Origin of the sequence: Pelotomaculum terephthalicicum JT (genome assembly GCF_022410535.1) — a bacterium.
Taxonomy (GTDB): Bacteria; Bacillota; Desulfotomaculia; order Desulfotomaculales; family Pelotomaculaceae; genus Pelotomaculum_D; species Pelotomaculum_D terephthalicicum.
This window is the reverse complement of the sequence record NZ_JAKNBL010000012.1, coordinates 15,694-42,338: the sequence shown is the minus strand read 5'-3', so window position 1 is coordinate 42,338 and position 26,645 is coordinate 15,694. Positions and strand designations below refer to the sequence as shown.

Genomic DNA, 26,645 nt, shown 5'->3' with positions numbered 1-26,645 from the left:
ATAGCTTCTTTATTTTATATTTTCAATTTTTAATCATATCTTAATCATAGCTGTAGAAGAAAATTTTAGAACTGCCAAAATGAACGAAATACTGTACTATACCATGTAGACCATGTAACGCTACCGCCAAAACCGGGCGCTGAAAACGACCAGGACGGTGTAGATCTCCAGCCGGCCGATCAACATGCAGAATGACAGCAATAGCTTGCCGGAATCCGGCAGGGATGCAAAGTTGGTCATGGGACCCACCAGCGCCAGACCAGGTCCGATATTGCCCAGAGTGGCCGCGACGGAGGACGCGGCGCTGACCAGATCGAGACCTAGCGAGGAGATATATAAGGTGGACGCGCCGAAAATGAGCATGTAAAGGAAGAAGAAGGTCTGCACGTTCTCGACGACTTCGTCGGGAACCACTTCCCGCCCCAGACGGACCGGAACGACGGCATGAGGGTGCAGGAATTTCAGGATCTGCCGGGCGGCGCTTTTGAAAAGTATAAGAAAACGCACGTTTTTTATGGCCCCGGCGGTGGAGCCGGCGCAGCCGCCGACGAACATCAGCAGCAACAGGATGATTTTACTGAATTCCGGCCAGCGATCGAAATCCGCCGTGGCATAGCCGGTGGTGGTAATGATGGAGGAAACAGTGAAGAAAGATGAGCGAATCGCTTCTTCCACCGTGTTATTCAGAGCATAAACCTGGTTTAGAGCGATGAGCGAGACGCTGATGGCAATGATGCCCAGGTAGAGCCTGGTCTCAGGGTCATTAAGGTAAGCTTTGAAATTGCCGCGCATTATGCCGATATGCAGGGCGAAGTTCATGCCGCAAATAATCATAAAAAACATTACTATACATTCTATTGCCAAACTGTTATAAGCGCCTATGCTGGCGTTTTTGCAGGAAAAGCCGCCTGTGCCCACAGAGCCGAAGGTGTGGATGAAAGATTCGAACAGCGGCATCCCGGCCAGGAGGAGAAGGATTACCTCCGCTGCTGTGAGCAACATGTAGACTTTCCAGAGTTGTCTGGTGGTCTGAAGGATACGGGGCAACACCTTGCTCTTGGTGGGGCCGGGCACCTCGGCCTTGTAGAGCTGCGTCGCGGCCACCTTTAAGGACGGGATGAGCGCCAGGATAAGCACGATAGTGCCCATGCCGCCCAGGAAATGGGTGAAGCTGCGCCAGAACAGGATGCCGTGCGGCAGAATTTCCACGTCGGGTATAACCGAGGCGCCGGTGGTGGTAAAGCCGGACATGGATTCAAAAAAAGCGTCGCAAAAGGTAGTCAGACTGCCGGACAGGAGAAAGGGAATACTGCCGCAGGCGGCGGTGACCAGCCAGGTCATGGTGGCGATGGCAAATCCCTCGCGGTAGCCGACATCCTTGTTCTTGACGCGGACCAGCGCGAGCAAAAAGCCCGGCGCCGCCAGTAAAAGAATGCTGTAAAGAAAAGGAAGCAGGTCAGGCTCCCTGTAATACAGGGCAAGGAAGAAGGAAGGAAGCATGGCTCCCGCTTCACATATCAGCACCAATCCCAGGGTTCTAATAATAAGGTTTCTGTTCAAGCGGGGATCCTCCCAAATTGAATAAGGATTCTATATTGTGCATGATATGCCCGAGAGCGAATACCACCAGGCGGTCGTTTTCCATGATCACGTCGTTGCCTTCGGGAATGATGGCCTCTTCACCGCGCACGATAGCCCCGATGATGACTCCCTTGGGCATTCCCGAATTTTTCAAGGCCTTGCCGGCGATTTTGGTGCCGGGCTGGACGATCAATTCGAAAACTTCGGCTTGACCGTTCAGGAGAAGGAACAGGGAGAGGAGACGGCCGCCCCGGATGAAGCGCAGGATCTCGCTGACCATGTTCAAGCGCGGGCTGATGGCGGCATCCACCCCCAGCCTTTCCACCAGCGTGGTATAGCTGGGCCGGCTGACCTTGGCCACCACTCTTTTGGCGCCTATTTGTTTAGCCAGTAAGGCGAGCAGGAGATTTTCCTCATCAATGCCGGTTACCGCCACGAAGCCGTCAGTCTCCTTGATCCCTTCACGTTTGAGGGTGTCGATGTCCGAACCGTCGCCCTGCAGGACGAGCGTTTCCGGCAGGCTCTCAGCCAAATCCCGGCAGCGTTCCAGGTTTTGCTCAATAATCTTCACCCGGATGCCTTGGGAATTGAGTTTTTCCGCCAGGTAGTAGGAGATCCTGCCGCCTCCCAGAATGATCACATCCTGCATTTTCTGCTTTTTCTTTTTAATCTTCAGGCAAAACTTGTTTACGCTGTCGGAGTGACCGAGCAGGTAAATAGTGTCGCCGGGCATGATGATATCTTTTCCGCCGGGTATGACCATTTCTCCGCGGCGTGAAATGGCCACGATCAGGCAAGCCCTCGGCAGTTCCACATCTTTTAATTTCTTGCCTATAAAGGCCGTCATGTTTTCGTCCATGGTGATGTCTGCCATCAGGATCTTGCCGTCGCCAAAAAGTTCGGTGTGAACCGGCAGGGCCACTGTCAGGAGCCGGCTGATTTCCATGGCCGCGGCGTATTCCGGGTTAACCACCAGGTCAAGGCCCATGTCCTCTTTGGAGACGATCAGGTCGCGGGCGTGGTCCGGGTCCCTAATCCGGGCGACTGTCCTTGGTATGTCCATTTTTTTCGCCATCATACAGGCGATCATGTTAATTTCGTCGCTGTTGGTCACCGCCACCAGCAGATCGCTTCCCGCCACCTCCGGAGACTTCAGGATCCGGGCGCTGGAGCCATTTCCTTTCATCGCGATGACGTCCAAATTGTTTTCGTAAATCTTGGACAATTTTGATTCATCCTTGTCAATGACCAGGATGTCATGTCCCTCTTCACAGAGTCGCCGGGTGATTTCCATGCCCACTTTCCCTAATCCGATTACGGTGATTTTCATATAGTTACTCCTGGAAATTATAGAAATCATTTTTCGTTATTATATAATAATCGACAAGTGATAAAATGTCGAGTTCTAAGTTTATTATCCTAAATCGATAGTGTTGTTATGAATTAATATTTTTGGGGCGGGACAAGAAAATATTGCAGGGATTGCCGGGAATTTAAAGAAATCTCATAATAAGGCGGAAAGATATTATAGATAAGGGAAGAAGGTTGGACAAGGAAATTGCTCTTTATTGAAGAAATATCGCATTTTTGCCCGGAACGCATGGAAAAGGAAAAGCAGGGCGGGCAGGCGGAGGAAGCCGAGCGCAAAAGGATGGAGGACGCGCTGAGGGTAAGCGAGGCTAATTTGCGCCGGATAACCGATAACATGATGGATATGATTGCTCAGACTGACGCCAGGTTTATTTACTGTTATGTCAGCCCGTCCCATAGAAGTTTTTTAGGATACGAGCCTGAGGATATGATCGGCAAGTCATTATTAGCTTTCGTACATAAGAGCGACTTGAAAAGAACGGTAAAGATGCTCGATGCTTTTGCTAAGAACAAATCCCGGGTTAAATTGGAAGTGCGCTACAGGCACGCCGGCGGACACTACCTTTGGATTGAGAGCACCGGCAATATATTGCTTGATGAGCACGGCCGGTTTGCCGGGGCGGTTTTTGAAAAACATGATATCACCGGGCGCAAGATAGCTGAGATGAAAGTAAAAGCCTATGAAATTAAGCTTAGATCACTCGCGGCAAAATTGTCGTTAGCCGAGGAGCGGGAGCGGCGGCGTATCGCATCGGAGATTCACGACCATATCGGGCAGTCTCTTGCAGTCGCCAGGATGGAATTGGGAGCGCTGCGGGAATCATTGTCGTCCGACACGCTTAGAAAAAATGTGGACGAAATTAAGGATCTTGTTGAAAAAACGATTCAATACACACGTTCATTGACATTTGAGATCAGCCCGCCCATTCTCTATGAACTAGGATTCGAAGCGGCGGTTGAATGGCTGGGTGAACAGATCATAGAAAAGCGCGGCATCAGGTTTTGCTTAAAAGATGACGGGCAGTTAAAGCCACTGGAGGATGAAATACGGATTATTCTTTTTACGGCGGTAAGAGAGATCCTCATGAATATTGTTAAGCACGCCAAAGCGCAGAAGGCGCTGGTATCTATCCAGAAACAGGGCCGGAACTTAAGAATTGGCATTGAAGATGACGGATCGGGCTTTGACATTGCTAAAAAAGGCTTCGATATCAGCAAGGCGGGTGGGTTTGGACTTTTTAGCGTGCGTGAGCGTTTAAAGCACACGGGCGGGAATATGGAAATAAAGTCAAGACCGGGCGTGGGAACCATTGTCACCCTGGAAGCGCCTCTCAGGCGCCGGTAGGTTTCGGGGGGATCTATTTGAGTATTAAATTAATCATTGTTGACGACCATAAGATCATGCGTGACGGCCTCCGCTGCTTGCTTGAAAATACGCCCGGCATGGAAGTAATCGCGGAAGCCGCGGAAGGCCGTACGGCGGTGCAGCTGGTAAGGGAACTGTCACCCGATGTTGTTATAATGGATGTTGCCATGCCTGACTTAAACGGCATCGAAGCCACCCGCAAGATCAGGGAAGAAAGCCCGGATACAAAAGTGGTTGCCCTGTCAATGCATTCGGACAAGCGATTTGTCGCGGAAATGTTAAACGCCGGCGCGTCGGGATACCTGCTTAAAGATTGCGCCTTTGAGGAACTGGCTTGTGCCGTCAACACAATAATCTCCGATAAGTATTACTTAAGCTCCAATATAGCAGGTGTGGTTATGGCAGATTACGTACAAAGCCCGCACGAAAAAAATATCTCGGTTTTTTCCGTCTTAACGGCCAGAGAGCGTGAAGTGCTGCAGCTTCTGGCCGAAGGCGGAAATACCACGCGAATAGCCGCGACGCTCCACGTGAGCGAAAAGACGGTTGATGCACACCGCCGGAATATTATGAGCAAGCTGGACATACAAAGCATGGCGGGGCTCATAAAATATGCCATTCGTGAAGGTTTGACATTCATTTAAGCAATAAAAATAAATCGATAAAAAGAAAAAAATAAGATAATATGAGGAATAAAATCAGGAAAACTCCTATTTCCCCGAATAATTATTAGGTTTATTGTGATCGGGATAGAGGAGTTTTTTATCAATATTGAGGATTTATTGAGGGGGTATATTTGAGTATAAGATTAATTCTGGTAGACGACCACAAGATCATGCGCGACGGGCTCCGCTCCTTGTTTGAGAAAACACCCGGCGTGGAAGTGATCGCGGAAGCCGCGGACGGTCGTACGGCAGTACGGTTGGCGCGGGAATTATCGCCCGATGTTGTCATAATTGATGTTGTCATGCCTGAATTAAACGGTATCGAAGCTACCCGTAAAATTAAGGACGAAAGCCCGAGTATTAAAGTGGTCGCCCTGTCAATGTATTCGGATAAGAGATTTGTAATGGAGATGTTGAACGCCGGCGCGTCAGGATACCTGCTCAAAGATTGTGCCTTTGAGGAACTGGTTGGTGCCGTCAAGGTAATACTCACGGATAAATATTACTTGAGCCCGAGTGTGGCAGGTGTGGTCGTTACAGAATGCATACAAAGCCTGCACGAAAAAGATACCTCGGTTTTTTCCGTCTTAACAGCCAGAGAGCGTGAAGTGCTCCAGCTTTTGGCCGAAGGTAAAAATACAGTTCAGATAGCTGCCGCGCTCCATGTGAGCGGAAAGACGGTTGAAACTCACCGCCGGAATATTATGAACAAGCTGGATATACAAAGCATGGCGGGACTCATAAAATATGCTATCCGTGAAGGTCTGACATCTATTTGAAGCAATTGGGAAAATTTTCTCGAAAAGTATAAATAGGTAAATAAAAATAAGAGAATATGAAGAATAAAATCAGGAATACTCCTATATCTCTGTTTGATGATTGGATTTATATTAGTCAGGGATGATGGGGGTGTTTTTTTATATAAAGAAGGAGGGTTAAAAATGGAAATGGTGAGTAGTATTAGGTTTAAGTTTATGGCGACTATTATCGTCGTATTGGCGGTAGCCCTGGGGTCTTTGTCTTGTCTTAGCTATATAAAGGCGCGGCAGGTCTTAATCGCTAACTTTGAACTGGACTTGGCTTCCCTGTCAAAAGCCTGCGGCACAGAGGTCAGCCTGTGGCTGGACGGACATAAGTCCGAGGTTAGCACTCTGGCCAGTTCACCGGTTGTCGCCGCGGGGAACCGTGACGCGATCCTTTCTTATCTTAATGATGAGCTGAAACGCTTCGACAACTACGAATCCTTTGTTGTCGCCGACGGCAAAGGCGATTATTATTCGACGGAGGGCGGGGCAGGCAGTGTCGGTGACAGGGATTACTTTAAGCAGGCAATGAGCACCGGGCAGGCCGTTGTTTCAGACCCGCTCATTTCCAAGGTTTCCGGCAACCTGGTCTTTGTCGTGGCGGCCCCGGTCAAAAGGGATAATCAAGTGGCCGGACTTATTTTGGGCACGTTGCCGATGGACGAGATTGTTCGCGAAATATCGACGATCAAGGTCGGCAAAACAGGCTATGCCTATATGGTCCGGGGGGATGGGTTGTGCATCGCCCATTCTGATCAAAATTTGGTAATGAAGCTGAATCTTTTGCAGGACAGCGGTCTCGATCCTAATTTGACGGCGGCCGCGCAAAAAATGACTAAAGGGGAAAGTGGTGTTACCCGCTGCGACTTTGAAGGTGTGTCTAAGTTCATAGCGTATGCGCCGGTTGCCGGCACGAAATGGTCTCTCGTGCTGACGAGTCCTGTGGCGGAAATTTCGGCCACTCTTAAATCCCTTGCCGCCATTTCCATTGGCCTGACCTTGATTGTTATGATTATCGCGGGAGCGTTTGCGGTTTTCCTGGCCAGTCAGATTGTCAGGCCCATCCGCGTTCTAAAAAATGAGTTAAACACGCTGGCGGAAAAGGGCGGCGATTTAACCCAGGAGATTCAGGTGGACAGCAAGGATGAGACGGGTGACTTGGCTAAAGCGGTTAATCGGTTTCTGTCTAACCTGAGGGCGATTATGCTGGAAGTGAAAAGAGCCTCAATGCAAGTGGCCGGGGCGTCTCAGCAGTTAACTGCAAGTGCCCAGCAAACCGCGGCCGGCGCCAGTGAAACCGCCTCCACGATGGGGCAGATCGCCGCCACGGTGGAACAGGTTTCGTCAAACGCGCAGAGTGTGGCGCAGGCTTCCGAAACTGCCGCCAGGCATGCCGGCGCAGGTGAGCGGGGAATAGCCAAGTTAACAGAGCAAATGCGCAGTATCGCCGGATCGGCTGAACAGGTTTCCGACACCATTGTTGCACTGAGTAAAAAATCTCAGGAGATTAACCAAATTGTCGGACTAATTACCAGCATAGCCGATCAAACCAACCTGCTGGCGCTGAACGCCGCCATTGAGGCGGCCCGGGCGGGCGAACAGGGGCTGGGATTTGCTGTTGTGGCTGAGGAAGTAAGAAAGCTGGCTGAGGAATCCGCTAACGCCACCAAGGAGATAAGCAGCTTGGTAAACGCCATCCAGGTTGAATCAAAAAGGGCGGTGGAATGCATGGCTGAGGGCGGCAGGGATGTTGAAGCCGGCACCCTGGTCATTCAAGAAGTAGGAGAAGGTTTTAATAAAATTATCAGCGCCGTACAGAGTTTGACGACGGAGATTCAAGGCGTGGCGGCTGCCACTGAGGAGATGTCGGCGGGTGTGGAGAATGTGGCGGCTTCAACAGAGGAGCAAACGGCGTCTATGGAAGAAGTCTCGGCTTCCGCCGCATCCCTGTCTGAATTGTCCGGCGCCTTGGATGCCATTGTGGGCAGATTCAAGGTATAACATCTATTCCGGAGGGCATGGAAATACATCTGAGAAACGAAGCTGCTTCTTGGAGGCGGCTTCGTTTCGCGCTTATCATGATATATTCAGCTCCTTTGCAGGAATTATGTTCTTTTCGGCGAAATTCCATGAAATAATGGATTTCTCTGGTTTTTCTAGGAGTTGAGCGCGCGTGGTGGACTTTTATCTTTTTATTATCTTGTTTGTGCTTTTTATGTATGTTCTTGTAGCGAATGACATAACAATTCTCTATAAGGTTTACCTGGCTTTTCATTATTTTCTGGGCATGTGGCCGTTCTGCAATTTCCTTATTAATGTTATCCCTGACCAGCAGCTGCAATGGATATTTCTCAGCGCGGCTTTTGTCAGTCTCTGCTTTCTCGGCTACGGGTGGCATGTGTTTTCTCTTGTTTTAACCGGGAAGATCAGCAACGCGAGGAAACTGTACCTGTGCCTGTGGGCCGCGCCCGCCGTCCTGTGCTCGCTGCTTGTTATAACCAACCCGTGGCATTACTTGTTCGCCCGGCCATCCGCTGACGGCTGGGTGACGCGCACTTACGGGCCATTTTTTTGGCTGTTTGTATTTTTTATAATAATTTACTTTATCGTGGGCGGTGCCCTAATGGTAAACGAGCTGGCCACTGTCTCTGAAAAAAACAAGAAAAAGCAGCTGAGCCTTTGTATCTGGGGAGTTGTATTTTTTCTCGCGCTGTCAATCGCTGATGTGTTGTTAAACACTTTTGTTCTGCCTAAGTCTGTTATCGTGCCGGGGCTGACTTCCTCCGGCATCGTTATTTTAACCATATGTTTTGTGGTAGCCATACAGAAGTATGACTTGTTCAGAATTGTAAATATTGCCCGGCGTGAAGTAATTGACAGCATGGCCACAGGCATGGTGATCATTGACCAAAATGAAGTAGTTCTCGATATTAACAAGAGTGCGGGCAAACTGCTCAGCCTCCAGCCCGGCCAAGTTTTTGATATTAAGAAGTTCTATCCACATTCAGAAACTGAGCCGGCCGGATTGTTCCTGGAAGATTATAACCAAAAGAGATTGAAAAAACTAAAGACGGAAATAGTTATCCGCCGGGAACAACCGCGCCATATCACTATGCATATTGCACCGGTGGTGGACCACAAAAAAAATTTGTTGGGCCGGAGCATTACTTTTAACAACGTAACGGAATTGCGCAAGCTGATTGAAAAAATCAACGAAAAAAACGCGACTCTTGAACGGCAGAACGATGAGTTGCTGCGGTTTCAGACAGAGCTTTACGAAGCGAACAAGAAGCTTGAGCAGATGGCTATTACGGATGCGTTGACCGGTTGTTATAACAAACGGTACATCCTAAATCAACTGGAATATGAAATTGTTGCCGCGCACCGCTACAATATTCCGTTTTCACTGATGCTGATGGATTTGGACAGGTTTAAGCTTCTTAACGACACTCACGGACATCTAACCGGAGACGATGTGCTGCGGGATGTTGTGGAAATCATCAAGAAGGCTCTGCGCAAGTCGGATATAATGGCCAGGTTCGGGGGTGATGAATTCATCATTTACATACCCCAGGTGGACAATGAAGGCGCGGTTGTTTTGGCCAATAGAATCAAGTCGATGGTGGAGAACCAAATTGTCAAGACCATGATCGGGGATTTGACGGTTACCCTCAGTATTGGCCTGATTAGTGTCGTAAATGCAGAGTCGATAAATATACGGGAGGATTTTTTGAAGGAGTTGCTGGCGCGGGCGGACAGCGCTCTTTATGAAGCAAAGTTAAAGGGGCGGAATCGTATTGTGGCGGAAATTATTAGTTGATTAACGAGTTTTAACGGAGCAAGCCGATGCCCCGCCAATATGGAATCTGGGTAATAATTACAACCAGAGTGATCACGAAATGCGCGAGGGCAAGTTTCAGGACCTGTTCATGGCGAAACGACTTTCCCTCGGTTCCATTAATAACATTTTGGTAAACAGTGCTTTGATGGGGAAGAAACCAGGGGTTGCTGCACAGAATCACGATCAAGCCGATAATGAATGGATTAATTCCGGTCACGGAAGCCAGCGGCATAAACATAATCATGGTGATTATTTGGGCGGGCGCGGCGGGCAGGGCGAAACGAATCAGGTAGAAGACAAGAATAATGGATAATAATATTAGCACCTTATTCCCTGTGAAATGCAAATAAGGCGCCACGCTATTTGCAATAACGGCAGTTAAGCCAATAGAGGACATGATGCTCCCCAGTCCGGTTAAAGAGCCGAATGCGATCAGATAACTCCAGTCGATATCTGAGCGCACACTTTTTTCATCCAGTATCGCGCACCCGCTCAGAATCAAAAAGCCAAGCATGGCGATCCAGGCGGTGTTGATGTGGTGCCAGGGCTGGGTCAGGAAAGCGAGGATCGTAATTATAACAGTCATTAACGATATTTTTTCTTGCATGGTGATCTGCCCGAGAATCTTAATCTGCGCCTCGATAACGGCCGGGTTGAGTCGCAGTTTTTCTTGGGGCCGGTAAAGAAGGATAATCAACAGGTAAGATAAAAAAAAGAAAAGTGCGCCCATTGGCAACGCCGCTTTCAACCAATATCCCCATGTTATTTTTGAACTTACCTCCGCCGGCAGCAGCCCTAATACAAGGAGATTGGATGACGAGCCGTTGAGAAACAAAAAAGACATTTGACCAAAACCCAATAAGCAGGACATGGCCATGCCCGCTGAGCCGGGGCTGTAGTTTTTTAGATTCAAGGCTTGGCTTAAGCTGCGGGCAAGCGGGCTGGCCAGCGCGGCCCGGCAATTATTTGAAGGGATAACCGGTGTCAAGATCAGGCCGGTCAGAGCGAAGGCCAGCGTTTGCCCGAAGTAGTTGGGAGGAAATTTCCTCAGTAATAACAGCGCCAGCCTGAACAATAAGCCTGTTTTTGATATGGACGCCGATATGGCAAACACGCCCAGCAGGAGATACCATGAGGAGTTGGAGAAACCGGAAAAAGCCGTTTCCGTGGCGGTGACGCCTAAGAGGACCGCCAGCACAGGCAGGGAGAGAGATACAACATGAAATGAAAAGATATTCAACCCCCAGCAGAAAGTCGCCGCCAGCAGCAGCTCAATAAATATTATGTGAGGTTTGCTCAGGCCATTTGACAAGAAAAAGAAGGTGGAAATAATACATAATGCCGCTCCCGCAAGGGCAATTGATATCCTTGTATTATTGAAGCGACTGGTTGGTTGCCGACGCCTGTACGTGATATTTTCCGTGAGATAACGCCCGTTTATTAGGGTGTCCCTTGCATTTTCTTCCCTCTTTTCACCGCTTAGTCCGGCGTTGGTGGCTAAGAGCCGCGCGGCTAATACTTCATTGAAATAAATTGAAAGAGAATGATGTTTTTTCATTAAGCTATAAAGGCCCGTTTGAGACAACACGTATACAGTTAAGCCTGTCGCGGCCTTAACGCTGGCTGTCCGGGGCTGGCCGGTCAATAGGGAAATTTCTCCGAAGCACTCCCCTGTGCCCAGGCAGGCAAGCTCTTGTGCTTTACCTTCATTGTCGGTGCAAAAAATATTAACGAATCCGTCAACTATGATAAACAGGGAGTCTCCCGGGTCACCTTGGTTAAATATGATCTGTCCGGCGGCAAATGAGGTCTTCTCCATTTCGGGGATTATTTTGGCCAGGTTGATCCTGTCCAAGCCGGAAAAAAGCGGTATGTTAGCGATCAATTCATGCAAATGAATAACCCCCTGTCCCAAGAAAACAATTACTATTATTGTAACCAGCTATCGCATAAAAGGAAAGATATCGATATAAAGATGTGACGGGGTATTGTCGCAAACTTTATTGACAGTTATAAAACGCGGTGTTATATTAAAATTAAGTTTACAGGTGACGAGACGAGTTAATAAAGAAGAGACGAGAGCAGACAGAGCTGAGTTGAGGCTGTTAGATCAATCACTAACCAGCGCTCAGACTAGGCGCTGGTTTTATTTATGCCAAAATGGCTTAACCCGCACCTCCTCTTATAATCTTCCTGCAACATCTTCCCATAACCGTCACCGAATCAATCAACCGGCAAAAAACTGTTGTCTTGAGCCGGAAATAATTGATTTAATCCAGAGACTGATATGAAAGAGAGGAGCAAAATAATGAAAGGCATTTTGCAGAAGCTGATTAAAACACAGGAGCTGAATCAGGAAGAAATAGATAAGGTGATTTTCGGTATAAAAGAAGATGAATTTTCACCCACGCAGATAGCGGGATTTTTAATGGCGCTGTTGATGAAGGGTCCGACCACGGCGGAGATAGCGGGAATTGCCAAGGCCATGCGCCGGGCCTGCGTGACCATAAACCCGCGGGTGAACGGTGATTTGACCGATACCTGCGGGACCGGCGGCGGCCTGACTACCTTTAATATCAGCACCGCCAACGCGATAATTTCCGCCGCCGCCGGAGTGAAAATCGCCAAGCACGGCTCCCGTTCCATTTCACATTCTTCGGGCAGCGCCGATGTGCTGGAGGCGCTGGGCATACCGGTGGACCTTGAGCCGCTGCATGCGGAAAAACTCATTGAGGAAATCGGCTTTTCCTTCTTGTACGCGCCGCTTTATCACCCGGTGATGATGAAAGTTTTCGGACCGGAAAACGACCTTGGCATCAAAACGATATTTTTCACGATTATCGGGCCGGTGATCAACCCCGCTGGCGCAAAAAGGCATGTGCTCGGCGTATATCAGCTTCATCTGGTGGAACAGGTGGCCGAAGTGGTCCGGGAAGTCGGCTTGACCCATGCCATGGTTGTGCACGGGATGGACGGACTGGATGAGATCTCGCTGATGGGGGAAACCAAAGTGGCGGAGATTAAGGACGGCAAGATCGACTATTTTGTTATCGTGCCTGAGGATTTCGGCATGAAACGCTGTGGCATTGATGAGCTGTCCGGGGGCGGTCCTGACGACAACGCGAAAATAATCATGGATATTTTTGAGGGAAAGGAAACAGGGCCGCGGCGGGATATGCTTCTCCTAAACACGGCCGCCACTTTTGTGGTGGCTGATCAAGCGGCAAACTTGACGGAAGGTTTGGCGCTGGCCAGGGAGACGTTGGACTCGGGTCTGGCTTTGGCCAAGTTGCATGAGATTAGAAGCAAAACGCAGGAAATCGGGGGCGCGCTGCATTGAATCTGACGGAATCTATTATCGCTGCCCGCCAACGGGGCGACGTTCCGGTCATTGCTGAAATAAAGCGGGTAATTCCCAAGCTGGCGGCGCAGCTCGGGCAGGACGACCGGGACGCCGCACTGCTCGCCAGGTGCTACGAAAAAGGCGGCGCCGCGGGCATTTCTCTGGTGACTGAGCCTGTACATTTTGGAGGGCAGCCCGAAAAAGATATTCCGGCCGTTTTACGCTCCACGCCGCTGCCCCTGCTGATCAAGGACTTCATTACGGACCAGGCAAGGGTGGACTTCTATCGCTCGCTGGTTTCCGCAGTGGACCCTGCTTGTCCCGGCAGGGTAACTTTGCTGCTGATTGCTCACATGGCGGGCGGCAGACTGCCTGAACTGCTGAAATATGTCCGCCGGCAAGGCATGTCGGCCCTTGTGGAAACCAGGGGGATAGAGGACCTGCCGCTGGTGAGGGGCTTGGAGCCGCTGCCCCGGCTGGTCGGATTCAACAATAAAAACATAGATGAGCTGGAAATAGGGGACGATAAATTGCGGCTCGGACAAGACGTGCTCTTCCGCTACCGCCAGGTGGTGGGTGATGCGCTGATTGTTAGTGAAAGCGCCCACCGGGATGCGGCGGATGTCCGGCGCTCCATTGCCGCAGGCGCCGACGCGGTGCTTGTGGGCACGGCGTTCCTGCTGTCCGGGGACCCTGCCCGGACTGTGGCTGATTTCGTCCGGTGCGGGGTGGAGTAATATGACCAAAACAATGATTTGCGGCAGCAGGAAAGAGTCGGACATAGAACTGCTGGCAAAGGCGGGAGTGGACGCAATCGGCTTTATCACCGAGGTCTGGCAGCCTCTCGCGTGCAACCTGAGCCGGGAACAGGCCGGCCGGTTTATTGCCCTGGTACCGCCTTCCATCCGCTCGGTGTTGATCATCACCGCAGAAAATACAGACGGAATTTGCCGCCTGGTGGAGCATTGCCGCCCGGACGCCGTTCAGCTGCACGGATTCAACAAGCCCGAAGATGTGGCGCTCCTCAAGACAAAAATACCTGTAGAAATTATCAAAACGCTGCACGTGCAGGGGGCCGGCGCGATCGAGGGAGATAATCTGACTCAATGCGGCAGCGAGTACCTTGCCGCCGGGGCGGACTGCATATTGCTGGACAGCTTCAGCAAGGGCAAAGTAGGCTCCACAGGCCTGACTATTGACTTTCAGGCAGCCAGGCGGTTGAAGAACGACATATGGCCCCGGCCGCTAATCCTGGCCGGCGGGTTAAACTCCGGCAATGTGGTGGAAGCCGTCCGGACGGTACAGCCATATGCCGTTGATGTGCACAGCGGGGTTACCCGGGAAGGGTGGCTTGATTCCCGGAAAGTCAAGGAATTCGTCAGCATAGTTCATCATTGTTCCCCAGTAGAAAAGTAAAGCTGCTTGATGAGGAAAATTAAATTCTCAGTAAAGTATAATGATTAAAAATGAATGGATGGAGCAGCCCCCTCTGGCACCGGACCGGGAGGCTCTTGCAAGACAAGGCAACAAATCCTCAGACGGGGATCTCCTGCATTGAACTAAGCATATCACCCTGAGTTCCGGGAAAAGCTTCCGCCGCCGTTCCCGTGGCCAGAGCAGCCCACCTATTCAATCAACTCGTAAAACGCGCTGACGGCCGGGCAGATGCTGACTTATCGCTCATCGGGGATTGAAGCTCCCCTCATGTCGCCCCTGGCCAGGGAGGCGAATATTCCCCCTAAACAGGCAACGGCAAATATAATGAAAGATATTTTGAAACTTTTAATGAGCAGGCCGGGGTCTGCGGCATTCAGCTGGGCGCTGCCGATGTGCAAGTCTATGATTAGCGTGGCCAGCGCCATGCTGGCGGCCTGTCCGGTGAGCCGCATGGTTCCCAGGGTTGATGAAGCTATGCCGTAGAACTGCTTTTCCACCGATCCCATAATAGCGTTGTTGTTGGGGGAGGAAAACAGCGCGAAGCCGATACCCAGCAGGGCGAGATTGGCCACGATAAACCATGTGGGCGTGTCTTTGCCGATGAAATAAAATAAGGCCAGTCCGATTGTAGTCAGGCCCATTCCCCAGGAAGCGACTATCCTCGGCTCCACGCGGTCGGAAAGAATTCCCGCGAAAGGAGACAGCAGCGCCATGAGCACCGGCTGCGACAGCAGGATCAGGCCCGCTGTCTGGGAGTTATAGCCCAAAACCACCTGAAGGTACAGGGAGAGCAGGAAGCCGACCGCGAAAGTCGCGCTGTAGTTGATGAAAGCCGCCAGGTTGGAATAGGCGAACGCGGTGTTTCCACTGAGCAGCTTGATATTCAACATGGGCTGTTGCACCTTGGCCTGGCGCCTGACGAACAGGACCAGCAAAATCAGGCCGGCAGCGGCGAGCGCTTTGGCCGGGGCATAGGTGGCCATGGCTGAGAAGCCGTACATTAAAGACCCCAAACCAACGCTGTAGAGCGCGGCGCCGTTCCAATCAAACCGCTCGCTCCGGGCGTCCGCCCACTCCGCCTTTATTTTCCAAACCGCCAGCAGCATGACCGGCAAGCCAATCAGCACGTTGAGATAGAATATGGACTGCCAGCCGAAGTGCTGGTTCATCGCGCCGCCCAGCACCGGCCCCAGGGAAAGGCCGGTATAAACTGTGGCGGCGTTGATGCCCAGCACCTTGCCTCTCTCCTGGGGCGGGAAAACCGAGGTTAATATGGCCATGCCCGTACTGAAGAGCGCGGCGCCGCCGGCTCCCTGCAGCAGCCTGAAGAAAACCAGCGCCTGGATGGACCAGGCCAGGTTGCATAACAATGAAGACAGAGTGAAAACAAAAATACCCCACACAAAAATCTTTTTCCTGCCGAGAATGTCCGCCAGCCTGCCGAATGGCAGAAGCAGCGCCGCTGAAGAGAGGAGGTAGCCGCTTACCACCCAGCTCAGCATGAAAGTGCTGCTGTTGAATTGTTCCCCGATCGCCGGTATGGCCAAATTGACCGCGCTGCCCATGAAGGGAGTCATGAATGAAGCCAGCATTACGGTGATTAACGAGTATTTTCTTAATGTATTATCTTGTGCCAATTTCTGATGCCCCCTCAACGCGGATAATATCATTGGTATTTAGATTGTTTTAGTTTCTATTTTATTGGAATAATAACTTTGAATCAAATAATTTTTTTCTAAGTCCGGGACAGATGATTACCAGTCAAAATCGCCCTCCGGGTAGAGCTCGCGTAATACTGAACTTGCTTTATAATTATACTATTTTAAGAAGCTGGTGATTAAGAATGGTATTTATTCCCCAAAGGGTAATATTTGAACCGGATTCCCTGCGGTACCCTTTGGGGGATAAGCTGCTGGCTTATTTCAAGGACCGGGGTGTTGAAACCGGCTTCACGTCATCTCATAACAGGGTCACCTCGATTCCGGGCAAAACCCCGGGCGAAGGCTATTTTGAGGGCAAACGCACCCTGGTGGTGGGAGTGCGCCGGACGATGCGCTTTGAAACCTGCAGGCCGTCGGCCCACTTTCAACTGCCCCTGGCCACTTCCTGCCCCGGCAAGTGTGAATACTGCTACCTGCTCACCAACCTGGGCAGAAAGCCTTACATCCGTATCTATGTCAACACTGAGGAAATCTTGAGCGCCGCCAAAGATTACCTGGAAAAAAGAAAGCCGGCGGTCACTGTCTTTGAGGGGGCCGCCACGTCCGACCCGATTCCCACGGAGCCTTACACCGGCATTTTAAGAAAGGCTATTGAGTTCTTCGGGGAACAGGGGCGCGGCCGCTTCCGCTTCGTCACCAAATTCACCGATGTTGACACGCTGCTGGAAGCGCCCCATCATGGGCATACCCGTTTTCGCTTCAGCATCAATACCGGGGAGATCATCAGGCAGTTCGAGCACGCCACCCCGCCGCTGGAAGAAAGGCTGGCGGCGGCCAAAAGAGTGGCGTCGGCCGGCTACCCGCTGGGGTTTTTGGTGGCGCCCATTATTGTCTCGGAAGGGTGGCGGGAGAGCTACCGGGAGTTGTTCAAGACAGCCGCTGCGGAGCTTGATGGTAAAGTTACCGGCCTTACCTTTGAGTTTATTACCCACCGCTTTACCAAAAGGGCCAAGAGCACCATCCTGGAGGTTTTCCCGAACACGCGGCTGGACCTGGAAGAAGAGGACAGGACCTTTAAATTTGGGCAGTTCGGGTACGGTAAATATGTCTACCCAAAGGAACTCTTTGCGGAGGTTAAAGCTTATTTTGAGGATATGGTTGGTGAATTTTTCCCGGATGCAAAGGCGGAGTATTTTGTTTAGAAAAAAAAGCCTTTAAAACTTGGGGCTAAAGTATTAAATTACCATGTCCCATTTGTTCATAAAAGTATTTTATTTGCGCAGCTGTTTATATGACTATTTTTTATATAAACAATAAGCAATTGCTTTATATATTTTTAAAAATATATAATAAAATTAATATTTCTTAAACTTGAAGGGATAAATTAAAATTAAATTTTATCTAGTTGACTAAAACTAAAGGAACGCTCTTTACTGGTTAAATACCATGTGTTGAGCATTCTTTGTTTCCGGATAGCTGCTTTAGGAATTCAGGGGCAGCTCTATAAAGCTGTGATCATTTGATGGAGGGGTTTTAAATGCAATGGTTAAGCAAAAAGAATATGATCACAACAGCTGTTATCCTGATTCTTGCTACAATTTTTTACTTATCCCAAAAATCAGGAATGTTTGAAAACCCAACAGCAGAGGGATTACGGGACTATATAGCTTCTTACGGCGTTTTTGGACCTATTGTTTATATGACAATGTTTTCAGTGATCCCGGCGGGTTCAGTTATTGCGGTTGCAGGGGGAATGGCCTTCGGAATGTACTTCGGAACCTTGTATACAATAATCGGTGCTATGATTGGCGCAACAGTTGCCTTCTATATCTCCAGGTTGCTGGGAAGAGATTTTGTTGAAAAGCTTGTTAAAGGGAAAATGCAAAAATTTGAGGATGGAATGGAAAAGGGCGGTTTTCTACTGGTCTTAATGATGAGGCTTATTCCCATAATACCCTTTAATGTAATAAGCTATGGAGCAGGACTGACCAGGATTAAATATATCGACTACATACTCTCCACAATGATTGGCATTATTCCAGGGGTTCTTGTTTTTACAAACCTGGGGGACAAGGCCTTATGTGTCAGATCCCTTGAATTTATGCTGGCTGTTGGCATATTGGCTTTGATGGTTATAGCGTCTATCCTCTTAAAGCGAAGATTCTCTTTTGAGGAGCTGCAAACCAGGTTTTATACGTGCAGGATACAGAAAAAGTGAACTAATACTTAGAGCTATTTAAAACTTTATGAACCCAAAACACAACAATAGCAAGAAATTGATTTGTGAAAAAAGTTTATCCAATATATAATAAAAATGTTATTTCATCAACAGCATGAGGCAAATAATGGCCTTTAAGCATGACATTAAAACAGTTGCTTAGCTATAAGGGAATAATAATAACAGAAGTTATCTATTTTAATGTGTTATACGAGGTGAGCAAATGAATACTCCTTTATTGCTGGTCCAAATACCTCCCCAAGATGAGCAACAATCAGAAGCAGCCAGCGCTGTCATTGAGACGGAAATTATCGCCATTGCGGTTTTCGGAAAGGATATTGACGTACCCCTAACGGTATCAACTCAACGGGTATTCGACGCAGAAAAACCTTTCCGGTTTCCTACTGAAATCACCCAAGGGGCTACAAAAACCAGAATTGTTTACCGCTATACACTGGCGCAGTGGCACGAATTACTGGAAACCACCACTTTACCGATAACGCCTGCCGCTCTAAAGCAACTCATGATACCCATGTTATTATACATGAAGCAGAATTTCCCGGACATCTTCGGCGACATTGAATATGACCGCGAATTCGATCCTGATCAATACGCCGAGTTATACCCTATGGAGTAACCTCCGTACAAAAGAAAGCAGCTGAAAGCCCAAAAAGGCTCAGCTGCCTGCCATTAGCCCCTCCATGGCAAGCATATTAAATAATTTGCCTTATTATGTCGATGTCCTCATAAACAGTTACGACCACTGTATTTCCAGCGGCCGATTATCACAATAACTTTGTTTATTTTTATTATATATTTAAATTGGAGAGTCTAAACAAACGTCCGAGTCCAAATTTCTGAATTATATTGTAGAAAATGATACTGGCTTGATCAGGAGAGGCGTAACCGTGAGTTTTAATTAGCGCTAATATGTCCTCTGTCTCTTTGGTTGTCACAGGAAACATGGAGCGAAGGTTTTTTATGTAATTATTATTTGCGTTCGGAGATATACGACATGCCGCTTCCCAATCCAAAACAGCTTGAATGAATGCGGACGCGATAAACGCCCTTCCTTCCATCTGCGAAGGTTCATTTGGAAAAATGTTTTTTATGGATTGCAGGTAAGGCATTTGAGCCTTTGCAACCCTGTCATAATTATCCCATAAATCAAAATCATACTTAACTAGTCTGGCATTAACCAGCGGATCAGTTATGGAATTGGAAATGCGGCAAGCTAAATCCTTCATGCCGCTAATCCAATTAATGTTGGTATTATTAGTATTATTTATATAAGAAAGACTTGGAAAGCCTTCTTGATTTAAGATTAAATGCTGCAATTCATGCGCGGTGTCAAAAGCATGAGCAAACTGTATGGGAACCTGTTTTATTATAACAACATACTCGATTTCTTTGGTGTCTGGATTTTCTAAACCAATAGACTTCATTCGGGAATTTAACCTTTCGTCAAAAGCCCAATTTATTTTAGTGCTAATTTTATGTCTTTCATTTTTATAAAAATTTATGAATTTATCTGAATCTTGAAGTAGCATTTGTAAAACATAATCTTCTGAAAATACCGGCAGTCCTATTTCTTTAATCATATTTTCCCTGGAAGAACAGCAATGTTTATATTTTTTGCCACTCATACAAGGACAAAGATCATTTCTGCCGACTGCTGTTGTCATTATTTCAGTCCTTCCATATAAGTAATCTTACGAAAATAATTAGACAGACAACATCAAAATCCTTTTTATGCTGCTACACTGCTACCTGCTGACCGGCCTGGCAAAAAATCTTATATCCGTGCATATGTGAACGATACTCATAGTTCGTGAAATCAGTCGCTTCACGGTCTGCTCTAACAGGATTCGTGTTCGTTGTGTAGAAATATATGAAAAAGTGGAGGAGGGATGGACTATGGAGAACAGAAAATATCCTTTTTCATGGGATTTGCTTGGGGACATCGCTGTTGGACGGCCAAACCTCGGACCAATAACTCGGATCGAGTTGTACCGGCTCATGCAATATACTTTTCGTGACGTAATTGAGGCAAAGTTCGGTGCGGAAAAGGCTGACGAAATTTTTTACGAGTCCGGCAGATTGGCTGGCCGTGAGTTCTTTAAGAATATGATCGGCAAAATAAACGACTTCCATGAATTTATCCGTAAGCTGCAGGAGTCACTAAGAGAGTTGCGGCTCGGCATTCTCCGGGTGGAAAAGGCTGATATTGAGCAAGGGTCGTTCGTTTTGACCATCGACGAGGATCTTGACTGCTCCGGGCTGCCGGAATCTGATCAAGAGATCTGTAAGTACGACGAGGGATTCATAGCGGCCCTGATGGAGTCTTTCTTCACCGGCCGGCAATTTCGCGTGAAGGAGGTAGACTGTTGGTGCACTGGTGACCGTACCTGCCGGTTTACCGCCGAGGTTATAGTCTAGTTTGGAGGGAACCGTTATGGCTATGCAAGGTGACCGGCAGGAAGCGCTCCTTGACCTTGCTGTACGAACATTGGAAGATGTGATATCAAATAAGGTGTCGGCTAATACATTGCCGGCTGCTTTACAGTCGCACCCGGAGTTTGTCGATTTACATGAGAAGCTCGCGGCTATTAGAGGTTTTATTTCAGCCCTGGCCAGCGGAGATCTATCTCAAAGTATGCGAGTGAAGGGGTTTCTTTCCGGCGGGCTGCGAACTTTTCAAGCAAATCTGCGGCATTTAACGTGGCAGACCCAGATGATTGCCGGCGGAGATTTTACCCAGCGGGTCGACTTTATGGGGGATTTTTCCGCCGCATTCAATTCCATGACAAAGAAACTGGCGAAGGCTACGGCGGAACTGAAAGAAAGTGAAACCCGGTATCGCCTGCTGGCGGAAAACGTGTTGGATGTCATTTGGGTCATAGACCTGGCGGGGCGATTTACCTACGTTAGCCCGTCGGTTGACCGGCTTCTGGATTGTACCCAGGAAGAGATTATCGGTCGTACCATAGAAGAAGTTCTGTCATTCGCTTCCTTTCGGGCATTATGTGTGAAGTTAAGGCAGTTTTCAGCCGATGAGGAGGCAGTCGGCCAGGGACATATTTTTGAATTGGAGCATTTTAAAAAAGACGGTCGGGTCTTGTGGATAGAGGTTTCCGTAAGCGTGCTGCGCGATGATGACGGTAAGATGGCAGGAATCGTAAGCGTGGCGCGGGACATCTCCAAACGGCGCAAAGCTGAAAGAATGCTGCAGATGGCTTATGATTTGCAGCGCAAAAGCGATTTTTTTAATGATCTCATCAATGGTAATATCTCTATAAATAATAAAGATGCTGTGGCAACTGCCAAAAAATGGGGAATAGATCTAACGGTTCCTTTTTTTTGCTGCTTGATTGATCTTGGGGATAAAGAACTCTTTGAAAAAGATAAAATTAATCATCTTGACCTCCAGCAGAAAAAAAGATATATAAACAATCTTTTGAGCAAAAGCCGGGAATACGTTGTGTGGGATATTCGGGATGCCATAGGAGTTTTGGTGCAAGCCGGTTGTGCACTTGACATATCGGACGCGGATATGCGGACTGCCGCGCAAATCAGGGAAAAAGTAAGCCTCTATACCTCTGATCTCATAGTAACAATGGGCGTGAGCGACATGCACAGGGGACCTGACAGCTTAAAAAAAGGTTATCAGGAAGCGCGGAGCGCAATCATTTCGGCCAAATGTCAGGGAGAAAAAGGCGGAGGAATTTATTATTACCGGGATATCGGACTCTATCAACTTCTGGCAGCCTATGATAAAAAAGAGCATGCCGCAGAGTATGTCCAAAAAATGATCGGCCCGCTCATAAAGTACGATCGTGAAAAAGGAGCCAGCCTTTTACTTACCCTTGATATAATTTTGCAAAGCAGCAGCTTGAAGGAAGCAGCCCAAAAAATTTTTCTGCACCATAAAACTTTAGTCTTTAGAAAACAGCGCATTGAAAAAATTTTGGGAGCATCTATTGACCAATTTGAAACAAAGCTGGCTTTAGCGGCAGCAATTAAAATGCATAAATTATTAGGTAATCCAGTAAATAATTAGAAATATTAGGCATTGCTAGACAGCTTTTTATCTCCAGCAGATAATAAGCTGTCTTTTTTTGCTGAAATAATTTGGTTCTGCGGAGAATAGCAAGAGTCACCAAACAGGTTTTATAATCTATTAAAGGGAAGGAGGCGGGTTGATGCGTCATTACGTGGCTAGACAGCCAATTTTCGACCAAAATCAAGAGGTCTTTGCCTACGAATTATTATATCGCTCAGCGTTATATAACGGTTATTCCAATGAGGACGGCGGCCGGGCAACAACAGAGGTTATCACCAATAGCCTTTTGCTGATTGGCCTGGATACGCTTACAAGGGGTAAAAAAGCCTTTATCAATTTTACCGGAAACTTACTGGAAAATGAGGTTGCAACCCTTTTACCCGCCGGACTTGCCGTGATAGAGATCCTGGAGGATAGCGAACCTGACGAAAAGGTTCTCGAGGTTTGCAAGAAATTAAAGAAAATGGGATACCAGCTGGCCCTCGACGATTTTGTTTACGAGCAAAAGTTTGCCCCATTGATTGAACTGGCGGATATCATTAAAGTTGACTTCAAGGTAACGGGCGCGGCAGAAAGAAAAGCTGTTATTAACCGGCTCGGGAAAAATAAAAAGTTTCTGGCCGAGAAGGTGGAGACCAGGGAAGAATTCACTCAGGCGCTGGAAATAGGCTATTCCTATTTTCAGGGATATTTCTTCAGCAAGCCCATCATAGTTTCAGGTAAGGATGTCCCCGGCAACAAGCTTATTTATCTTCAATTATTGCAGGACCTCCACTCGCAAGAGTTCGACTTTGAGCAAATTGAAAGCCTTTTTAAGAGGGACGTTTCCCTGTCGTATCAACTGCTCAAGTATATCAATTCCGCAAGCTTTTCCTTCCGGTCGGAAATCAATTCCATTAAGCAGGCGCTGGTTATGCTCGGGCAAAAAGAGATTAGCAAATGGCTCTCCCTGGTGGCGCTGAAAGGAATAGGCGAAGATAAACCGGACGAGCTTTTCGTCACATCCATCTGCAGGGCTATATTTTGTGAACTGATTGCGCCGAAAGTTGGTTTGTCCCATAGTCGCTCCGACCTTTTCCTGTTGGGCATGTTTTCCCTAATCGACGCTTTTCTCGACCAGCCCTTGTCCGGCATTTTAACCGGACTGCCCATATCCATGGAGATTAAAAAGGCTTTATTGGGAGAGCAAAGTTTATTTAAAGATGTTTATAATCTGGTGTTGTTTTATGAGAGGGGTGACTGGGAAAACTTTCATGAAATAAGTGTTAAGCTAGGTCTTGATGAAGCGGAGGTCATCAGATTTTATATTGATTCGCTAGAAATAGTAAATCAAATATTCTAAATAAAAAATAAAAGATTTGAAAAGGGGCTGACTAATCTAATGTTCTTTTTTTCCAAGAATAAGCAAATGTCTGGCGTGACCAATGCCAGCCAAGCGGAAATGGATTTCTTAACTGCCTTATTTGATTTTTCACTGGCTCATAGTGAGATGATGGCTTTCAGCACATCAATTAAGGTTCGGGAAATTTCGGAGAAATCGGCGGATCTGGCTGCCGCTGCCGAAGAAATGTCGGCCACGGCGGAGGAAACATCGGCTTCCACCCAGCAAATTAGCGCGGTAATGCAGATGGTTGATGCGAAAGAATTGGAAAGTTTTAATAATATTAATGAATTAGCGTCGCTGACAAAAAGTTCAGGTGAAATGCTTAATAACATGGTTGGCAACGCTACAGAGTTATTGGAAAAGATTAAAACTATCGACGACATCAGTCAAAACGTATCAGATATAGCCGATCAAACAAATTTGCTCTCTTTAAACGCCGCTATTGAAGCCGCGCGCGCGGGGGAACACGGCAGAGGCTTTTCTGTCGTGGCGGAGCAGGTTCGGAAGCTGGCCGATCAAACTAAGCAAGCAGTTAAGGAAGTCAAGAACATTTCAGATGATATGAATGGCAGGGCCATGAATACCAATAGCGCCGTAACGAACGTGAAAGACGTTTTCCATCGGTACTTGAATGATACGCAAAAAGTTACCGATATTGTGCGCGAAAACAGACACCAAGTTAAAGAAGCTGCCGATGCTATCGACAACATTGCAAAAGCGGCGCAGCAACAGGCTTTGACCACTGAAGACCTCGCCAGGCTCTCGGGAGATTTGGCTTCCGTCACGGATTTTGGCGACGTTTTAAGCCGAGATGTTGAGCGATTGAGCAAAATAATAAAACCATATTTAAGTGTTGCCGAAAAGGAACATATATTAACTGTACTGGCGGCCAGGCTGGTTGACCACGCTAACTTTTTGCGCAAGGTAATAAAAAGCGCCGGTAAAGGAATAAGACTGGCAACACACCGCGAATGCGCTTTCGGCAAATGGTACGAGGAAGAACGCGGCCAATATCAAAATATTGCCGCTTACTCAGCAATTGAAGAGCCGCATAAAAAATTCCACGAAGCCGCTAATGCACTTTCAGTCGACTGCAATTCAAAAAACGCGGAAGCTGTGGTGGACACGTCGTTAGAAATCCTGGAGGCTTTTATTAAGCTGTCAACCGCTTTGCGAGGTTAAATCAAGCCCCGGCGGTCTGAGCTTCAACCCGGGGCACCACCAGCCGCGATTTGGGGGCGCGGACAGTTCTTTTTTTTATTTGCATACAGCTCCTTCTCTGCTTGTAGAAACCGTTTTGATATATCTGGCCAGATATCCTGTCTTAACCTTTGCGCCCGGGCATTTCCAGACCTTTTTCCTTCTATCCAGTTCCTGCTCTTCAACTAACAAGTTCAGAGATCCGGCATCCAGATCGTATTCAATTAAATCGCCTTCCAGCACCAGCGCTATCGGGCCACCTGCAAATGCCTCCGGGGATACGTGACCAATGCAGTTACCGCGAGTACCGCCGGAAAATCTTCCGTCGGTAAGCAGGGCTACCTGGTCACGCAGACCCAGGCCAACCAGCGCTGACGTCGGAGCCAGCATTTCCCGCATACCAGGCCCCCCTTTGGGCCCTTCATACCTGATAACAATAAAATCACCGGGTTTGATACAATTATCCAATATTTCTTTCATTGCATCCTCTTCGGAATCAAAGACTCTTGCTCTCCCTTGGTATTTTCTCATGCTTTCGCTCATTGCTGACGCTTTAACCACCGCTCCGTCCGGAGCCATGTTGCCAAACAAAATGGCTATACCGCCTGCGGGGCTGAGCGGAGCTTCCAATGGCCTGATTACCTCCGGGTTACTGACTGCACCTTCATCGGCCAGTTCCCAAACAGTTTTGCCTGAAACGGTAATATTGTCTTTTAACAGGGGTTTGATAGTGTTCATCACGGCCGGTATCCCGCCGGCATATTCCAAGTCCTCCATAGTACTGTCACCCGAGGGCTGAAGGGGGCAAAGATAAGGAGCCTTAGAATTGATCTTGATAAAGTCATCATAGGTCAGTTCAATGCCCGCCTCGTTAGCAATTGCAGTCAAGTGCAGCACTGTATTTGTTGATCCGCCTATGGCCATGTCCAGATAAACGGCATTCTCCAGGGAACTTTTGATTAATATTTTTCTTGCTGTTATTCCTCTCTTCACCAAATCAACGATCTTTTCACCGCTTTCAAAGGCAATCCGTTTCTTCTTGGCTGAAACCGCGAGGGATGTTCCGCATCCGGGTAAGGACATCCCCATTGCTTCACATAAACAGGCCATTGTATTTGCTGTATACAATCCCTGACATGAGCCGGCGCCAGGGCAAGCTTCCATTTGAAAACAAGCTAATTCATCGTCGTTTATCTTGCCCGCCCGGTAAGAGCCTACAGCTTCAAAAGCATTTTTTACCAAAGTCAGTGATTCACCCCTATAGCGTCCCGTCAGCATTGGACCTGCGGTAACTATGACAGCGGGTATATCCAGTCTCACCGCAGCCATAAGCATGCCGGGCGTGATTTTATCACAGTTTGTCAATAAAACAATCCCGTCCAGAGCATGGGCCACTGCCACTGACTCTATTGAATCGGCTATTAACTCACGTGAAGGCAGCGAATAATGCATCCCAATATGGCCCATGGTAATTCCGTCGCATATTGCCGGAACACCAAAAACGAATGCATAACCGCCGCCGGTGTGAATACCTTTTTCAATATACCTCTCGAGGTTACGCATATCGACATGTCCAGGCACCATGTCCGTAAAACTGCTGGCAATGCCGATAAAAGGCCTGTCGAAGGATCTTTTAGATACTCCCATAGCGTGCAATAACGCCCGCTGACCTGTCTTATCGAACCCCTTTTTAATTTTGTCACTGTTCATTT

The 26,645-nt window shown here is 48.1% G+C and carries 22 protein-coding genes; 15 read left to right on the top strand and 7 right to left on the bottom strand.

Features of this window, described 5'->3' with window-relative positions; all coding sequences use genetic code 11:
• Positions 1–120 precede the first annotated feature (120 nt).
• Entirely contained in the window at positions 121–1,560 is a 1,440-nt protein-coding gene (locus tag L9W92_RS09230) for a TrkH family potassium uptake protein (protein ID WP_240083470.1), read from the bottom strand.
• Positions 1,538–2,911 (bottom strand): Trk system potassium transporter TrkA, encoded by a 1,374-nt coding sequence (trkA, locus tag L9W92_RS09225; RefSeq protein WP_240083469.1) that lies wholly within the window; start codon positions 2,909–2,911, stop codon positions 1,538–1,540. The genes L9W92_RS09230 and trkA overlap by 23 nt, the downstream gene beginning before the upstream one ends.
• 270 nt (positions 2,912–3,181) lie before the next feature.
• On the opposite strand from trkA, the gene L9W92_RS09220 reads away from it, so the two are divergent.
• The 5 genes from L9W92_RS09220 to L9W92_RS09200 all read left to right on the top strand — a co-directional run bounded on the left by L9W92_RS09220 (position 3,182) and on the right by L9W92_RS09200 (position 9,606).
• A complete protein-coding gene (locus L9W92_RS09220; RefSeq protein WP_240083468.1) occupies positions 3,182–4,297 on the top strand; it encodes a PAS domain-containing sensor histidine kinase in 1,116 nt (371 codons plus the stop codon).
• A 17-nt stretch (positions 4,298–4,314) separates the two neighbouring features.
• Entirely contained in the window at positions 4,315–4,962 is a 648-nt protein-coding gene (locus L9W92_RS09215) for a response regulator (RefSeq protein WP_240083467.1), read from the top strand.
• 152 nt (positions 4,963–5,114) lie between these two features.
• Positions 5,115–5,762, top strand: a complete 648-nt coding sequence (locus L9W92_RS09210) for a response regulator (RefSeq protein WP_240083466.1) — start codon at positions 5,115–5,117, stop codon at positions 5,760–5,762.
• 162 nt (positions 5,763–5,924) lie between these two features.
• A complete protein-coding gene (locus L9W92_RS09205; protein ID WP_240083465.1) occupies positions 5,925–7,787 on the top strand; it encodes a methyl-accepting chemotaxis protein in 1,863 nt (620 codons plus the stop codon).
• 172 nt (positions 7,788–7,959) lie between these two features.
• Positions 7,960–9,606 (top strand): histidine kinase N-terminal 7TM domain-containing diguanylate cyclase, encoded by a 1,647-nt coding sequence (locus tag L9W92_RS09200; protein ID WP_240083464.1) that lies wholly within the window; start codon positions 7,960–7,962, stop codon positions 9,604–9,606.
• Positions 9,607–9,616: 10 nt separating this feature from the next.
• On the opposite strand, the gene L9W92_RS09195 is transcribed toward L9W92_RS09200, so the two are convergent.
• Positions 9,617–11,521: an SLC13 family permease gene (locus L9W92_RS09195; RefSeq protein ID WP_240083463.1), complete on the bottom strand. Its 1,905-nt coding sequence runs from the start codon at positions 11,519–11,521 to the stop codon at positions 9,617–9,619.
• Between the two features lie 393 nt (positions 11,522–11,914).
• Here L9W92_RS09195 and trpD point away from each other — a divergent pair, with 393 nt between their 5' ends.
• The 3 genes from trpD to L9W92_RS09180 are packed head-to-tail and all read left to right on the top strand — an operon-like array spanning position 11,915 to position 14,386.
• Positions 11,915–12,967, top strand: coding sequence for an anthranilate phosphoribosyltransferase (gene trpD, locus L9W92_RS09190; protein WP_240083462.1), 1,053 nt, complete (start codon positions 11,915–11,917; stop codon positions 12,965–12,967).
• Positions 12,964–13,707 carry a beta/alpha barrel domain-containing protein gene (locus L9W92_RS09185; protein WP_240083461.1) on the top strand — a complete coding sequence of 248 codons (744 nt, stop codon included), beginning with the start codon at positions 12,964–12,966 and terminating at the stop codon, positions 13,705–13,707. The genes trpD and L9W92_RS09185 overlap by 4 nt, the downstream gene beginning before the upstream one ends.
• 1 nt (position 13,708) lies before the next feature.
• Positions 13,709–14,386, top strand: a complete 678-nt coding sequence (locus L9W92_RS09180; RefSeq protein WP_240083460.1) for a phosphoribosylanthranilate isomerase — start codon at positions 13,709–13,711, stop codon at positions 14,384–14,386.
• Positions 14,387–14,504: 118 nt separating this feature from the next.
• Here the strand turns inward: L9W92_RS09180 and L9W92_RS09175 are convergent, their stop codons facing one another.
• Together L9W92_RS09175 and L9W92_RS09170 are read right to left on the bottom strand one after the other, a co-directional pair.
• Positions 14,505–14,603, bottom strand: coding sequence for a DUF2238 domain-containing protein (locus L9W92_RS09175; RefSeq protein ID WP_240083459.1), 99 nt, complete (start codon positions 14,601–14,603; stop codon positions 14,505–14,507).
• Between the two features lie 40 nt (positions 14,604–14,643).
• On the bottom strand, positions 14,644–16,044 hold the full coding sequence (locus L9W92_RS09170; RefSeq protein ID WP_240083458.1) for an MFS transporter: 1,401 nt from the start codon (positions 16,042–16,044) through the stop codon (positions 14,644–14,646).
• 206 nt (positions 16,045–16,250) lie between these two features.
• Here L9W92_RS09170 and splB point away from each other — a divergent pair, with 206 nt between their 5' ends.
• From splB to L9W92_RS09155, 3 genes are all read left to right on the top strand, one after another.
• On the top strand, positions 16,251–17,270 hold the full coding sequence (splB, locus tag L9W92_RS09165; RefSeq protein ID WP_240083457.1) for a spore photoproduct lyase: 1,020 nt from the start codon (positions 16,251–16,253) through the stop codon (positions 17,268–17,270).
• 335 nt (positions 17,271–17,605) lie between these two features.
• Positions 17,606–18,286 carry a TVP38/TMEM64 family protein gene (locus L9W92_RS09160; RefSeq protein WP_240083456.1) on the top strand — a complete coding sequence of 227 codons (681 nt, stop codon included), beginning with the start codon at positions 17,606–17,608 and terminating at the stop codon, positions 18,284–18,286.
• 223 nt (positions 18,287–18,509) lie between these two features.
• A complete protein-coding gene (locus L9W92_RS09155) occupies positions 18,510–18,923 on the top strand; it encodes a hypothetical protein (RefSeq protein WP_240083455.1) in 414 nt (137 codons plus the stop codon).
• Between the two features lie 172 nt (positions 18,924–19,095).
• On the opposite strand, the gene L9W92_RS09150 is transcribed toward L9W92_RS09155, so the two are convergent.
• A complete protein-coding gene (locus L9W92_RS09150; RefSeq protein WP_240083454.1) occupies positions 19,096–19,971 on the bottom strand; it encodes a YecA family protein in 876 nt (291 codons plus the stop codon).
• Between the two features lie 232 nt (positions 19,972–20,203).
• Between L9W92_RS09150 and L9W92_RS09145 the strand changes: the two genes are divergently transcribed.
• From L9W92_RS09145 to L9W92_RS09130, 4 genes are all read left to right on the top strand, one after another.
• Positions 20,204–20,725, top strand: coding sequence for a V4R domain-containing protein (locus tag L9W92_RS09145; protein ID WP_240083453.1), 522 nt, complete (start codon positions 20,204–20,206; stop codon positions 20,723–20,725).
• Positions 20,726–20,741: 16 nt separating this feature from the next.
• Entirely contained in the window at positions 20,742–22,346 is a 1,605-nt protein-coding gene (locus tag L9W92_RS09140; protein WP_240083452.1) for a PAS domain S-box protein, read from the top strand.
• Positions 22,347–22,488: 142 nt separating this feature from the next.
• Positions 22,489–23,691, top strand: a complete 1,203-nt coding sequence (locus L9W92_RS09135; protein ID WP_240083451.1) for an EAL and HDOD domain-containing protein — start codon at positions 22,489–22,491, stop codon at positions 23,689–23,691.
• Between the two features lie 39 nt (positions 23,692–23,730).
• On the top strand, positions 23,731–24,915 hold the full coding sequence (locus L9W92_RS09130; protein ID WP_240083450.1) for a methyl-accepting chemotaxis protein: 1,185 nt from the start codon (positions 23,731–23,733) through the stop codon (positions 24,913–24,915).
• A 75-nt stretch (positions 24,916–24,990) separates the two neighbouring features.
• Here L9W92_RS09130 and ilvD read toward each other — a convergent pair whose 3' ends face one another.
• Positions 24,991–26,643, bottom strand: coding sequence for a dihydroxy-acid dehydratase (gene ilvD / locus L9W92_RS09125; protein WP_240083449.1), 1,653 nt, complete (start codon positions 26,641–26,643; stop codon positions 24,991–24,993).
• Between the last annotated feature and the right edge of the window lie 2 nt (positions 26,644–26,645).